At 57.1% G+C, this 14,012-nt stretch carries 15 protein-coding genes; 7 read left to right on the top strand and 8 right to left on the bottom strand.

Features of this window, described 5'->3' with window-relative positions; genetic code table 11:
• Nucleotides 1–159: 159 nt before the first annotated feature.
• Entirely contained in the window at nt 160–471 is a 312-nt protein-coding gene (locus ACLD02_RS18060; RefSeq protein WP_203105601.1) for a BrnT family toxin, read from the top strand.
• Complete coding sequence (locus ACLD02_RS18055; RefSeq protein ID WP_203105600.1) at nt 446–718, top strand: BrnA antitoxin family protein; 273 nt, start codon at nt 446–448, stop codon at nt 716–718. The genes ACLD02_RS18060 and ACLD02_RS18055 overlap by 26 nt, the downstream gene beginning before the upstream one ends.
• Nucleotides 719–758: 40 nt before the next feature.
• Here the strand turns inward: ACLD02_RS18055 and ACLD02_RS18050 are convergent, their stop codons facing one another.
• A complete protein-coding gene (locus ACLD02_RS18050; protein ID WP_238401135.1) occupies nt 759–1,154 on the bottom strand; it encodes a DUF1294 domain-containing protein in 396 nt (131 codons plus the stop codon).
• Between the two features lie 356 nt (nt 1,155–1,510).
• On the opposite strand from ACLD02_RS18050, the gene ACLD02_RS18045 reads away from it, so the two are divergent.
• From ACLD02_RS18045 to ACLD02_RS18025, 5 genes are all read left to right on the top strand, one after another.
• Nucleotides 1,511–2,074: a sigma-70 family RNA polymerase sigma factor gene (locus tag ACLD02_RS18045; protein ID WP_410299341.1), complete on the top strand. Its 564-nt coding sequence runs from the start codon at nt 1,511–1,513 to the stop codon at nt 2,072–2,074.
• On the top strand, nt 2,062–2,979 hold the full coding sequence (locus tag ACLD02_RS18040) for a FecR family protein (RefSeq protein WP_410299340.1): 918 nt from the start codon (nt 2,062–2,064) through the stop codon (nt 2,977–2,979). Before ACLD02_RS18045 ends, ACLD02_RS18040 begins: the two co-directional genes overlap by 13 nt.
• A gap of 212 nt (nt 2,980–3,191) precedes the next feature.
• Entirely contained in the window at nt 3,192–5,522 is a 2,331-nt protein-coding gene (locus tag ACLD02_RS18035) for a TonB-dependent siderophore receptor (protein WP_410299339.1), read from the top strand.
• A gap of 13 nt (nt 5,523–5,535) precedes the next feature.
• Nucleotides 5,536–6,765 carry a PepSY-associated TM helix domain-containing protein gene (locus ACLD02_RS18030; RefSeq protein ID WP_410299338.1) on the top strand — a complete coding sequence of 410 codons (1,230 nt, stop codon included), beginning with the start codon at nt 5,536–5,538 and terminating at the stop codon, nt 6,763–6,765.
• A gap of 298 nt (nt 6,766–7,063) precedes the next feature.
• A complete protein-coding gene (locus ACLD02_RS18025; RefSeq protein ID WP_203105595.1) occupies nt 7,064–7,264 on the top strand; it encodes a SymE family type I addiction module toxin in 201 nt (66 codons plus the stop codon).
• 161 nt (nt 7,265–7,425) lie between these two features.
• Here ACLD02_RS18025 and ACLD02_RS18020 read toward each other — a convergent pair whose 3' ends face one another.
• The 7 genes from ACLD02_RS18020 to ACLD02_RS17990 form a co-directional block, all read right to left on the bottom strand.
• The gene (locus tag ACLD02_RS18020) at nt 7,426–8,448 is read right to left on the bottom strand and encodes a hypothetical protein (protein ID WP_410299337.1); all 1,023 of its coding nucleotides are present in this window, start codon (nt 8,446–8,448) and stop codon (nt 7,426–7,428) included.
• A gap of 162 nt (nt 8,449–8,610) precedes the next feature.
• Nucleotides 8,611–9,255: a hypothetical protein gene (locus ACLD02_RS18015; RefSeq protein WP_203105593.1), complete on the bottom strand. Its 645-nt coding sequence runs from the start codon at nt 9,253–9,255 to the stop codon at nt 8,611–8,613.
• Nucleotides 9,252–10,178 carry a nucleotidyltransferase gene (locus ACLD02_RS18010; RefSeq protein WP_203105592.1) on the bottom strand — a complete coding sequence of 309 codons (927 nt, stop codon included), beginning with the start codon at nt 10,176–10,178 and terminating at the stop codon, nt 9,252–9,254. Before ACLD02_RS18010 ends, ACLD02_RS18015 begins: the two co-directional genes overlap by 4 nt.
• Nucleotides 10,179–10,304: 126 nt before the next feature.
• Entirely contained in the window at nt 10,305–11,978 is a 1,674-nt protein-coding gene (locus ACLD02_RS18005) for a hypothetical protein (RefSeq protein WP_203105591.1), read from the bottom strand.
• A 289-nt stretch (nt 11,979–12,267) separates the two neighbouring features.
• Entirely contained in the window at nt 12,268–12,540 is a 273-nt protein-coding gene (locus tag ACLD02_RS18000; protein WP_410299336.1) for a hypothetical protein, read from the bottom strand.
• Nucleotides 12,541–12,570: 30 nt separating this feature from the next.
• Nucleotides 12,571–13,227 carry a hypothetical protein gene (locus ACLD02_RS17995; protein WP_203105589.1) on the bottom strand — a complete coding sequence of 219 codons (657 nt, stop codon included), beginning with the start codon at nt 13,225–13,227 and terminating at the stop codon, nt 12,571–12,573.
• A gap of 272 nt (nt 13,228–13,499) precedes the next feature.
• On the bottom strand, nt 13,500–13,880 hold the full coding sequence (locus ACLD02_RS17990) for a hypothetical protein (RefSeq protein WP_410299335.1): 381 nt from the start codon (nt 13,878–13,880) through the stop codon (nt 13,500–13,502).
• Nucleotides 13,881–14,012: the final 132 nt, after the last annotated feature.

Raw genomic sequence — 14,012 nt, 5'->3', positions numbered from 1 at the left:
CTGAAGGCGGCTCGCGATGGCTTCCAGATGCTGCTCAACCTCTGCCTGAAGACGAACGGTGGCAACACTCATGGCAAACCTATCGGTGATCCTTACAGGGATCAGGAAGGATCATCCTCGTGTCATTGACGCCTTTGTATACGATGATAATATACAAAAATGATCGATTGGGCGCACGTTACAGGCTTCAACTGGGACGAAGGCAACTCCCGCAAAAACGCGGAGAAGCATGGTGTCGGCCAGTCCGAGGCGGAAGAAGTCTTCTTCAACGAGCCGCTTCTGCTGTTGGAGGATGCCAAGCACAGTCAAGCCGAAGCCCGTTTTCACGCCCTTGGTAAGACGGATGATGGAAGACTCTTGCACATAACGTTCACACTGAGACAAAGCGGCACGCTGATTCGGGTGATTTCCGCTCGCGACATGCACCGCAAAGAGAGGGCTGTTTATGAGCAAACGAAAAAAGACGCCTGAGTTCAAAACCGAAGCCGAGGAACGGACCTTCTGGGAAACCCACGACTCCTCTGACTACGTGGACTGGAGCCAGGCCAAGTCCGCTTCTTTTCCGAAGCTGAAGCCGTCAACGAAGACGATTTCGCTCCGTTTACCCGAAGCGCTGCTTGATCGCATCAAGATCGAGGCCAACAAGCGGGATATGCCTTATCAGTCCCTGATCAAGGCCTGGCTTAAGGATGACGTGGACGAGAGCCGGGCCGGGTAAAGGTCGGCATCTAGCCTCACTGCGAACCTGTAAGTGATCCTTACAGGTTGCCCGCAAAGAGCAGCCACCACAGCACTATGAGGTTGGCCGCCACCGCGGCGTAGAACATCAGTTGGAAAGACGTCTTGCGGGTCTTGTGCCGAAACACCCGTTGTGCCAGCAAGGCGCCGGGCCAACCGCCCAGCAGCTCGACCAGGTGCAGCCGAGCCTCCGACGTACGCCAGCCGCCACGCGTAGAGGCCCGCTTATCCAGGCCGTACAGTGAAAAACCGAGCGCGCTCATCAGCATGTAAAAGCCAACAAACCATCGCCATTCAGGGGCGGGGGCGAGAATCGCCAGCCCGGCGAAGAACACCACGACGACGAGCACGGCAGAAAGCAGGCGCCGCCCACGTCCGGATGCTGATCGTTTCCTCGACGATCCATTATGTTTCATTGTCCAATCATTGAAGAATACGCGCCTTAACGCTGGACCATAACGCTCCTTCGTCCTGGTCTATCTCGAAGGCCACCAGGCGCCGATCCAGCTCTTGTTTTTGGGCGCCCGTCAGCTCAAGGTCCGCCGGCACCGAGGCCGTAACCGATTGAATCTCCAAAGTATTTCCTCCGACTGGGCAGATATTTTCCAAGCTTAGCACACTCCGGCAGCGGGACGACCTGCTCAAAAACGGGCGATTTTGAGCAGGTCCGCCTCGTCATGCTCATTTTTCGGGAATCGTGAGCAGCACGAGTTGCGCCCTTTTACCCTTTAATTGATAATCACTCTCAATTATAGCTGTGACCTCAGTCTCTATGTCCGGCGCCGCCACCGACACTCAGCCGCTGTTGCCCGGCTCCCAGCGGGAGCTGGGCGAGCTGTATGCGACGCATCATGGCTGGTTGACGCATTGGCTGCAGGGGCGGCTGCGCTGCCCGCAGGACGCGGCGGACCTGAGCCAGGACACCTTCCTGCGGCTGATTCTGGGCGAGCAGTCACTGGAAGCGCTGCGGGACCCGCGCGCCTATCTCATGGTCATCGCCAGCCGGCTGATGATCAATCGCCACCACCGCAAGCAGGTGGAAGAGGAAGCGCTGCGCCAGGTGGCGATTCTGGTGGAGACCCGGGACGATCGAGGCCCGGCGGAGATCGCCGCCGCCCACAATCTGCTGGTGACGGTGCTCCGACTGCTGGTGGACGAGCTGCCGGAGAAGCCGCGCCGGGCGTTTCTGATGGCGCGCCTGGAGGGCCTGACGTATCGGCAGATCGCCCGCCGGCTGTCGGTGTCCGAAAGCAGCGTCAAACAGTACCTGGCCAAGGCCTTCGCCCACTGCCACGCGCGGCTCTACGACAGCCTGGCGGACCCATGTCCGAGCTGAACCGCATCCGCCAGCAGGCCGCCGAATGGGTGGTCGCCCTGCAAACCGCCGGCGCCGACGAACACGCCCGCCTGCAAGCGGAGTGCGACACCTGGCAGGCCAAGGACCCGCGCCGCCGCCAGGTGCTGGAACAGATCCAACGGATGTGGCGAGCCACCGACGCCACCGCGGAACGACGCCGCCGGCGCCGGCGGCAAGCCACCGGTCTCGGCGCCGTGCTGCTGCTGGTACTGGCCGGCGCGCAACTGCCCTGGGCCTACTGGAGCGCCGACTACCGCACCGCCGCCGGGGAGATCCGCACCCTCACCCTGCCCGACGGCAGCCAGGTGGTGCTCAACAGCGGCAGCGCCATCGACCTGGACTACAGCGGCACCACCCGCACCGTGGAGCTGGTGCGCGGCGAGCTGCTGGCCACCGTCGCCAAGGCCCCGGACCGCCCCTTCCAGGTCACTACCCGCGACCTCACCGCCACCGCCCTGGGCACCGAATACAGCGTGCGGCAGGAACACGGCTTCACCCGGGTGGCGGTACAGGAATCCACCGTGGCGGTGACCCCCCGGGACGGCGGCGACGAACTCAAACTCACAGCCGGCCAGCAGGCAGACCTGAACCGCCAAGGCGTCATCGCCCGCGCCGAAACCCCGCGCCAACGCCCGGACTGGGCCGACGGCCGCCTGGCCTTCAGCAAGGCGCCGCTCACGGAAGTGGTCGAGCGCCTGGCCCGCCACCGCCCCGGCCTGCTGACCCTGGACGACGCCCTCGACGCCCCGGACGCGCCCCGCTTCACCGGCGTGCTCCCCGCCGACGACAGCGACGCCGCCCTGGCCCTGCTCGCCGACACCCTCAACCTGGAGGTGCGCTACCTCACGCCCTGGTACGTCACTGTCCGCCGCCCGTCGCCGTAACCACCACCGTGGAAATACGGCAAACCCTGTAGGAGCGGCTTCAGCCGCTATAAAGCCATCCGGAGCGAAACCCTATCGCGGCTAAAGCCGCTCCTACAGTTCGCTTCCGGTGCCACCTCGAAGCCAAAAAAATTTGCCGCCACCACTGCCCGATTGGCTCCGCTGCTTTGTCTTCATAGGTAAAGACACCGCGCATCCATGCTGGAGCCCCCATGATTCGCTCACAAAAACCGAACACCGCGACGACGGCGCCGAAGGCGCTGTTGCTGCTTGGCTTGCTGACCCCGCTGCTCACCGCGCCGCTGCTTGCCCAGCCGGCCCGGGCGCAGTCCGCGACCACGCAAACCATAAACCTGCCCGCCCAGCCCCTGGACCAGGCGGTGATCGACCTGGCCCGGCAGACCGGGCTGGCCATCGGCGGCGACGCCTCCCTGCTGGAGGGTAAGCAGGCGCCGGCGCTGAGCGGCGACTACACGCCGGCGCAAGCCCTGCGCGCCCTGCTGGCCGGCAGCGGCGTCATCGCCGTGCGGGTGGAGAATGGCTACCGGCTGGAAGCGGCGCCGAAGGAAACCAGCGAGAGCAATACGCTGGACGCCGTCTCCGTGTACGGCCGCCAGAAAAACGACACGGTGGAAGCCATCCCGCAAAGCGTGAGCGTCTACGACCGGGAAAACTTCGAGCTGGCCCAGGCCAATACCGTGGGCGACATCGTGCGCCTCACCCCCAGCGCCAACCGGTCCGGCTCCGGCCGCGACATGTTCGCCGACGACTTCCTGATCCGCGGCTTCAACGCGGAGCAGTCCGTCAACGGCCTGGGCTTCCGGCAAACCGACCACCCCACGGACCTGGCCAACGTGGAGCGCCTGGAAATCCTCAAGGGCCCGGCCTCGGTGCTGTACGGCCAGATGGAACCGGGCGGCACCATCAACGTGGTCACCAAGCAACCGCTGGATTACTACCAGGCGGAAGTGGGCGCCGAGTACGGCCGCTACGATTACCACCGCGCCACCCTGGACGTGACCGGCCCGCTCAATGACCGGGTGCGCGCGCGCCTCAACCTGGCCCACCAGGACAGCAACGCCTCCATGGACTACTGGGGCTACGAGCGCCTGTTCGTGGCGCCCAACGTCACCGTGGACCTCACCGACACCACCAACCTCACCGTGGAAGGCAGCTACTCGCGCAACGAATGGACCGCCCTGCCCGGCGGCGCGCCGGCTGAAGGCGCCATCGAGCCCAACCCCAACGGCGACTACAGCGACGACTTCAACGTGGCCTGGAAAGACGCCACCACCGAGCGGGACTCCGTCTACCTGAACGCCCGCCTCACCCAGGCGCTTACCGACACCATCGACGCCCGCCTGAGCTACGCCTACACCCGCAACAACGCGGAGTGGCAGGAATACGCCCCGTTCGGCCTGGGCGCGGACTTCCGCACCCTCAACCGCATCATCTTCGCCAGCGACGACGCCAAACAAACCGACCACGAAGTGATCCTCGACCTGAGCGGCGAAGCCACCCTGGCCGGCCAGACCCACCGTTTTATCGCCGGCGTGAACTTCCGCGACTCCGACACCACCCGCCCCACCCAGGTGTACCTGGTGGACCCGGTCGACCTGTACGACCCGGTCTACGGCCCCATGGACCTCAGCACGAAAGCCCGCGACCGCGGCTTCACCCAAACCGACCGCATCCTCGCCGGCTTCGTCCAGGACCGCATTGCCTTCGCCGAAAAGTGGACCCTGCTCGCCGGCCTGCGCTACACCGACGCGGAGCAATCCCAGAAAACCACCGACTTCATGGCCGGCGACGCCGTCACCCGCGCCGAACTCGGTGAAACCGCCTGGACCACCCAGCTCGGCCTGGTCTACGACCTCATCGACAGCACCTCGCTCTACGCCAGCCGCAACGAAGCCTTCGTGCCCCAGCAGGGCACCACCTCCGGCCGCCAGCCCCTGGACGCGGAAGAAAGCGTGCAGTACGAAGCGGGCGTGCGCGTCACCGCCGGCCGCCTCAACATCAACGCCGCCGGCTTCGTCATCGAAAAAGACAACATGCCGATCAGCGACCCGCTCAACGCCGGCTTCCTGGTCGCCCAGGGCCGCGCCCGCTCCCAAGGCGCCGAGCTCACCGTGGACGGCTACGCCACCGCCAACCTCTACCTGAGCGCCGGCTACGGCTACACCGACACCGAAGTGCTGCGCACCGACGACCCCACCCTGGAAGGCAACCGCTTCGTCAACGTGCCCCTGCACACCGCCGCCCTGCAAAGCCGCTACTACCTCAACGCCGTCACCGGCCTGAGCCTGGGCGGCACCGTCGCCTACGTGGACGAACGCCCCGCCAACGCGGACAACAGCGTCACCCTGCCGGCCTACACCCGGGTGGACCTGGGCGCCTACTACGCCGTCACCGACGCCCTGCAACTGGACCTGCTGCTCAACAACGTCACCGACGAGGAGATCTTCTCCCCCGGCTCGTTCGACGGCGTGATCCGCGAAGAAGGCCGCACCTACCTGGCGCGCATGAAGTACCTGTTTTAAGGGGGCGCGCTGAATGAGGATGCGCCAACGGCTGGTGCAACTGCACCGCTACGTGGGGCTGGTGATGGCGGGCTTCCTGATCATCGCCGGCCTCACCGGCGCCCTGCTGGTGTGGTATTACGAACTGGACGCCCTGATCAACCCACAGTGGCTGCAGGTCGAGCCCCCGGCGGCGCACAGCGAACCGCTCTCGCCCTTCGCCCTGCGCGACCAGGTGGACGCCGCCTACCCGGACGCCCACGTCCACTGGATGATGCTCGCGCCCCCGGACGCCCACAGCCCGCTGCGGTTTTTCCTCAGCGCCAAACCGGGCGCGCCCGCGCTGCCCATCGACGAAGTGTTCGTGAACCCCTACACCGGCCAGATCCTCGGCGGCCGCCTGTGGGGCGACCTCAGCCAGGGCGCCAGCAACCTGATGCCCTTCGTCTACCGTCTGCACCACTCCCTGGCCCTGGGCACTATTGGCACCTGGATCTTCGGCCTCATCGCCCTGCTCTGGACCCTGGACGGCTTCGTCGGCGCCTGGCTCACCCTCCCACCAGCACGCCGCCGCGACGCTCGGCACCGCCCCCGCCGCTTCTGGAAACGCTGGGCCAAAGCCTGGCAAATCCGCTGGCGCGCCGGCGGCCACAAACGCACCTTCGACCTGCACCGCGCCGGTGGCCTCTGGCCCTGGGCCCTGCTGCTCGTCTTCGCCTGGAGCGGCGTCGCCCTCACCCTCTACGACCAAATCTACCGCCCCACCACCGGCTTGTTCCTCAGCTTTCAGGAAGACCCGCTCACCACCGTACCCACCCGGGCCAACCCCAGCCCACAACCGCCCATCGGCTGGGAACCCGGCTACCACGCCGCCCGCCAACACCTGGAAGCCCTGGCCAAAGACCGCGACCTCACCATTCACGCCCTGGAACGCTTCGCCTACACCCCGCACAAAAACGCCCTCAAACTGATGGCGCGCACCAGCAGCGACGTGAACGAGCGGTTCGGGGAGACCTGGGTATACGTGGACGCCACGGACGGCGCCCTGCTGGGCCACTACCTGCCCACCGGGGAGGCGGCGGGGAATACGGTGACGACCTGGCTGACCAGCCTGCATATCGCGGCGGTGGGTGGGGTGGGATATCGGGTTGTTGCGACGGTGTTGGGCTTGGCGGTGATCGTGTTGAGCGTGACGGGGGTGATGGTCTGGTGGCGAAAGCGAGGAGCTGCGCGCGTAACGAAACCAATCGCCGTGCCCAGGTAAGCAATAGATTAAAAGTGTGTAGGAAAAGTGCGTCATCGCCGCTGTTGCGCACTGGACATATTGACAGTAGCGCAAACAGAACTACACTTTGCACAAGGAGCGTCGAAACTCCCACAAGCGGGCCTCACCGCAACCCGAACCAACCGCGGTATTTTTGTACCTGAAAACCGGCCTGTAAGGGTCGGGAGGTCTGGGGAATACAACACCTTCGGGAAATACCCAGAGCAGTTCTTGTGGCTGTTTCGAACCTCCTGACCACCATTGCTTTTAATTCGAAATAAGCACAAGGAGCAACACCATGAAACAGCGCAAGCTGAAAGTCCGCAAAGGTCACTGGGATTACACTCTGAAAAGTGAACCCTATAGCGGCAACCGCATCACGCCCTTCCTTCTTCTCAAAGGTACCTGGCTGGAGCAGGCCGGGTTCAACATCGATACGCCTGTGTCGGTATCCGTTGAAAATGGTCGGCTATCAATTATTCGGGATCATACTAGATGAGAACCGCGCCCCGGTCATCGGCCGGGGCCTCCTGTGCTTTGATAAACACGGGGTATGATATAACGTTTGGCTCAGGTGCGTTTGAGGCGACGACCGCTTTTGCAGCAGAAAAAATGGGCGGCGGATCAAACGTCCCCTGCAGCGATTTGTTATATGGCAGATCACCGACGTTCAATCTGGATCCCATAGCGTTTCTCTACGTGGCGGATGAATTCTGATATTGCCAACTCAATGGCCTTCAGAATATGAAGATAGTCGGCTTTTTTCAGCGACCTATCTATGGCAAGATGATGAATTACCCCGTGCCTGTATTGAATTATTTCGGCAACCCGGTTCTCGAGGTAGCCAATAGAAGCTCCAATCTTCCTCCTCTTGTAGAGCAGCGCGCGTACATCAAGACCAAGCCAAGCTTTATAAGCTTTGTTTAGCTGATCTAAGTTTTGAAATGTATAGCTCTCGGCGATCAGCATCTCGACTGTCTTACTGCCATTTTTTATTTCGAGAACGTCTTCAAAAGCTATTTTCTGTTGATGTGACAGCATCGTTGCTTGTGCTGTGTCGTCATAGCGTAGAAGAACCTGAAATGCTCTTGAGAAAAAATACTCGAAGACCGCCACCGCAAATGGGACTAAGCCGTTGTAGATCACTCGGCTTGGATCAAGGCTGTTGGTGAATTCAATGAATTCTCCAGCCTTCCCGTTGGCAACATTTGGGTTGTTAAATGTCGGATCTGGCAATGCGTGCCGCACTGCTGCGATTTTCTGCTCAACGTGCTGAACGACAGCAGAGAGACCGCGACTAAGTGGCGTGCTGGTATCGTCCCATAGAGGGGCATAGCGATTTGTGCCGTAATCGCCCCTGATGGTTCCGCCGAACTTCCGGCGCGCAGACCTGAGGACATCATTGAGCATTTTTACGTCATGCCAACTTGCGCTGTAGAGATTTCTTACATGCAGCGCCCAGGGATTACCACAGATTTCTAACTCATCTCCCGACACTGGATAAACGTCGGCAGAAACGCCATCAATGGAACGAAAATCGATCTCATCAAACCAACTGAAATTCAACGTACCCTGGGGCCAATCCCACCAATGATCACATTTCTTGAACCCAAGCTGAACAAGATGATCTCGCAAATCTTGCTTAGTGGCTTCCGCTGGATAAAGGGTGAGATCTCTTCCCATGGGTCGTTTTACACCGCGCGCACAACTGCCATATAACGCCCCTGATCCGGCGCGAAATTATGTTGGCGTGCCTTTTGCGACTTTTGCAAAAGGCATGACGATATACTTTTGTCGCTCAGGCTCGGATTGTTATGACATCTGTCTCTATGAAACATGAAATTGCTACTCGCTACTGAAAGCATCGTCCGCGTCTACAAACCGCGTGTAGACCTCAGGCTTCCTATTGTTAAACTCCATTGTTCCGTTAGTCTTGCGATCAGTCCAATACTTCGCAGTTAGCGTTCTTGGCTGAACGCTTGACCCATGTGTTTCCACTATCATTGCGCCCTGATGCATCTCACTAATTCGTTCATGCCGTAAATGAACATTCGGCTCATTGGTATAAACCCCGATGATTTGATAGCCATTGCCGCTCGGAGAAGGACGCACATGGTCAGCGATGAGCCACGACTCTGACTCTGGCGTCATGAGGTGCATGTTCAGCTTTGACAAAGTTTGTGTCACCCCCATGTAGCACTCAATTGGTGCAACTCTCTCATTGGTCTCCGGACGAACATAGCTAGATTGAATCACTACTTTCCATGTTCCCCTCAAATCAGGGCGTGCAAAGAACCATCCATGAAAAAGCCGATTCCGCCATAACCAGAACTCAAAAAGTAGGCCGACAGCCACAAGCCCACTTACTACAATGCTAAATGGCCTTGCATGATCCCAAGAAACTGGAGTTCCTTGGAGCCACAGAACCGCGAGCCAAATCACCGCAGCAATAGCTAGAAAGGCGGTAATGTGCAGTCTTTGAATAGTCATAGCGGCTTCACACCAACATAATCCCAAATGTCATTGATGAGTTGATGCGCCTGCTCTCTTGTCCAGGGTTGCGAAGGGTGGAAAAGGTATTTTATTCCATCGACCTCGCACCAATGATCAGACAACTCCTTCGATCTGGTCTGCTGCCATAGAAACCCCAAGACTGATTGGACTCGATCGACCCAAAGCTCGTGAGCAAAGCACCAGTCAGGCGAATTCCAAGCAAGGCACTCCAATAGGTAGCCTGGGGTAGATGTGGCAATTTGATGTCCACCATCCTCCAACTCGATGCGCAGCTTCTTGAGTATCCGCACCAAGCCTTTGTACCGATGGCCAGTGGCGCTGTTCTTCGAAACACCGTTCTCGTAGTGCAGTGGTGTCGGCGGCCAGTAATCAACCAATCGCTCGGGGTAATTCTCAATTCTTCCACCCCCTTTGTCAGGAAAGAGTACAACCCCTGCACGATAGTCCCCGCTGCTCCAGTATTGTCGGAACTCAAAGAGTGGTACGGCATCAGCTTCCACTTGAGACTGAGTGGCCTTAATGTCAAATGCTTTATTCCCCCTTTTTACCGAAGCGCGTCCGAAGTGATTTACCAAGGCTCCTTCGAGCTCGTCTTTAAACTGAGAGAATGAGTATCCTGCATCGTAGTTTCCAAAATCTGTATCCCTCTTCCCTTCCGGGTACTGGGCAATAAAATATTCGTAGAGCATTACGCCAACGTCTACATCGCTCTCTTTTCTCACATTTACCCGGTTGCGAAACGAGCCTTGGGTAAAGACGAGAATTTTTCTGGCTTGTAGCTTCTGACTACCATTTACGGCGGCAGTTATGGCTCGAATCACCCGCTCACAACGCTCTTGTTCCGTTTTGCTGGGCGACTGTGCCCAGAATGAGAACGAACTTTCCCAGTCTCTAGCCAAAATCACACTCCTTTCTGATCGTAGCTCGCAAGGTCATAACGTCCACGTTCAGGTGCGTTTGAGACGATGGCCGCTTTTGCGGCAGCAAAAGTGGGCAGCGAGTCAAACGTCACCTGCAACGTGTTGTTATGCCTTTGCATGACTAAGCTTAAAAAGCATCCCAACTGGCGAGCGTTTCACTCTGTTGTTTTCCTCCGCAAGATCTCTAATGGATTTTGGAATATCTCGGAGCTTCGGCGCATCTAAAAGCTGGTCGGCAGCGATGGCGGCAAGACCCCAAGCGGGAATTCCGGTTGCCGTTGCGGCGACCGCGAGGGAACCCACCACAAACCAAGACCCAATATCGCTTCCGGCAAACTTCCAGCCTTTGCTACGCAATTCATCAACATTCCTCTTGTGTAGATCGAACGCAGCATGGAAGTTTTCAAAAATTTGATCACTTGTCCGATGAAAGTTATTCGGATTAGCCTCAGCAAGTTCCTGCACACCTTGTCCGATGATTTGTCGAATCTCCGCCAGCGCACCATCTTTGCGAATTGCCACAAGCGCTTCCGGTGGAACATTTCCCAACCAGGTCATCTCGTTTTCAGCGAGATGCTGGAGGCCTCTTAATACATGAAGGGCTTCTTTCGGATCATTACCCTCAACGCGCTCTGCGTCATACTCCAGTTTCCAGCCAAAGTATTGCCATGAGGTAGGTGCATCAATAACCGGAGTGCCTTGTAAACGTCTTGCTTTGATTAGTAATTCGTTGCATGTAGCCATTCGACCAGCAGCGTTAGATGCAACGATGGCGCCGCAGTGATCTGTGCCAAGTAGACCAGAGAACCCGCCCGACGCCTTGGAAAGCTGTTCTTTGAGTCCACCAGACACTTCCGAGTCAAATAGTACACGACTGGGATCAACTACCGCTTTTTCGACCAAATCAAACGACGGCAGCGAACCAGCGAACTCCATCAACTCTTCGAATGATTCAAAGGATCTGCCAAAAATCTTGGACGAATGAATAAGCGCATCTTGTTGCCCAAGTTTCGCAAAAAACCGTTGCTCGTCCTCTTGAAGAACGGCCATATCTGGAAGCACCACGACTATGGGCGGCGACAGATCCGCGCAAGCCAATTCCTTGTATTGAAGTAAGTTCATGGCGTGCTTGATCATGTAGTAGGCCCTTTTCTGATCTGAGGCCCTGCTAAAGATCAATTTGGTCCTGAGAAAGGGACATGGCAGGATCAAAGTATCGGTATAAAGGCCGCACTTCGATGCTAGGTTTTCGTATGGCGACGGAAACAGATCACCTCCGAATACCCCTTTCAGACAACCATGCATGTCTTCCATATGGGCGTGCGCCGCATCCCCGCACTGCGACCAGAACTCTTCAATAACCTCCAAAAACTGAGGCAGATTTTCAATCAAACCGGCTATCGTTTCCGCATTCTGGGAAAGCGCCATCCCCGCATCGTGCGGAGTCAGATCACGCTCCTTCATGACCTGGAAGTAGCGTCCAAAATTCTGATCTATGAAACTGAAGTAAGCCTCCTGAATTTCAGGGAGAGGAACCGCTTCTTTTAGTTCCTTCCTGTCATGCATGAATTCAGCAGCAAGCGCCAGTGAACGAACACTTCCATCTACCGTTTCTAGGTCAATACTGCCGTCAGGATTTGTTCGAATTTTTTGGAGACTTTCAACTACGCCCAAGCCCTCAGCAAACTTGATCTTCCCCGCTTCTAATTCTTGCTTAAGCAATTCCAAGCGACGACGGAGACGAGCTTCGTAAGCGGCTTGTTCGTCATGGTTATCCACTATTCTTCCCCAAAAGCATAACAGTTTATTCACCGACGTTTGTCGTATATCCCCCGACATATATCCGGGCGCCGTTCCGATCAGGCGGTGCGGCAAGACTGCGCGTATCGACGCCTTACATTTGCCACCGACTTTCCGGTCGGCGACCTTTGCGACATGTGACGTTTATCTCTCTATCTTATATCTCGCACGTCTAATGTGTAGGTCACTAGAATATGGCATATCTTCCAATGGATGGGCTACCCATAACCTGAAAGGGCAATGATTTTTCATTTTCCACCACAACGACTTATTTTCTTAAGTTCTTCTCTATCTGCACTTGGCAAAGCGCTGTCTGGGCTTGAAGTTTATGCGCGAAGGCCTTTTCTTTCCCATAGGCGTAACCGACCGCGCCACCAATAATCCCGCCGACAGCCGCAAAAACAAGCTGACCAGTTGCGAACCCAGCGAAACCCAGCAATATAACCCCGAGTGCAGTGTAAGACCGAGTTACACTATTAGCTCTGGCATACAACCTATCAGCGAACTCTTGTATGATATCTGGGTTATATATTGTTTTCATGGCGCCCCCTTTTTAAATTTTCATTTTTAGTTATCTATTCGGGAAATTTCTTATCAGCTTATAGGTAATGCTGCTATTGTCAGCATTCAAAACTTCTATTTGCGCTCCCTTGTAGCCTATTACCCTTGACGCCGAAAGGTCATACTCAACCTCGTTATTGAATGCGGGCCTAGCGGTGTTATTGCTAAACTCTCGGTATCCGATATTTATCTTGCTTCCTACGCGACCGCTGTATATCAGTGTCTGCTGAAAACTATTTTTTGTTTCCGAAACTCGCCCATGCCTCTCATAGTCAGCATCATAACAAGCACGGCTACCCAATGTAGTAATAACACATAGTTTGCTATGGCCTTGTTTCTTTATGGCCAAAGCTTCAATAGGGTCCGATAGCGCACCTCTGATGACGCCGACCGCTGAAAAGAAATCCTGCTTACTATCGAACCCTACTTGTGGGTAATTATTGCTGGGGATGTCGTAAAGGAAGCCGTCAACACGCTGTTTTACATATAGTACCTGCTCTTCATATATAACGCCCTTTTCGACCATATGATCCCCAACGTATGCTGTAACCTCTTGCTCCACAGGAGGGTAATCAACGTTTTTTACGGCCATCGGTGAACCATTATATTTCACAGTCGTGCAGCCGCTCAGAAAAATGATAACCAAAAGCACAGATGCTATCTTCAATTTGAACCCCCTCCCAATTTTTTAATCACGGCAGATCAAGCTGGTACAAAATTTCCGGTTTACCCCCTTTCTCTCACACCCCAAATGAGCTCAGTGTGCTGGGCTTTATCACGAATAAAAACGTGACCGACTTCACAAGTCAACATTTGTATCCGCTTGTCGCGCAAACACAAAAAAGGGCCACAAAAGGCCCCTTCAAATAGTAACGACTAACTAACTGCCAGGGCGGCACCATCACTCACTCCAAATCAAATCCAACTTCTTCGCCGCCTTCACCTCATCCAGCTGGCGCGCGGGCCGGTGAACGGCGCTTCGGTGACGGTTTCCGGGTTGGTGTTCGCTTCTTCCAGGGTTTTGGCCATGGCGTCGACAAAGTCGTCCATGGCTTCCTTGGTTTCGGTGGGCTCGATCAGGAAGCATTCGGGCACCAGCAGCGGGAAGTAGATGGTTGGGGCGTGCTGGTTATAGTCGAGCAGGCGCTTGGCGATGTCGAGTGCGGTGACGTGGTTGTCCTTGGCCAGTTTGGCGAAGGTGAGGATGAATTCGTGGCTAGCACGGCGCCCGGGGTAGGCGGCCTGGCAGCCGATGGCTTCGAGGCGCTTGAGCAGGTAGTTGGCGGCGAGGGTGGAGTATTCGCCGACGCGTATCCCCATTCACGGGCGAGCATCACCGTGCAAAAGCAGGCACGTAGAAGACAACTTCAGTTCATTGTGCTATTCCCCAAAGACCGGAGAATAGTTGCCCTGCTAGCCTTTTTTGTCCGGTTCCTTAGGCGGGGAACTAGG

It is taken from the genome of Alloalcanivorax sp. C16-2 (genome assembly GCF_046507615.1).
Classification (GTDB): Bacteria; Pseudomonadota; Gammaproteobacteria; order Pseudomonadales; family Alcanivoracaceae; genus Alloalcanivorax; species Alloalcanivorax marinus_A.
Note: the sequence above shows the minus strand (reverse complement) of the source record. Positions and strands in the feature narration are given on the sequence as shown.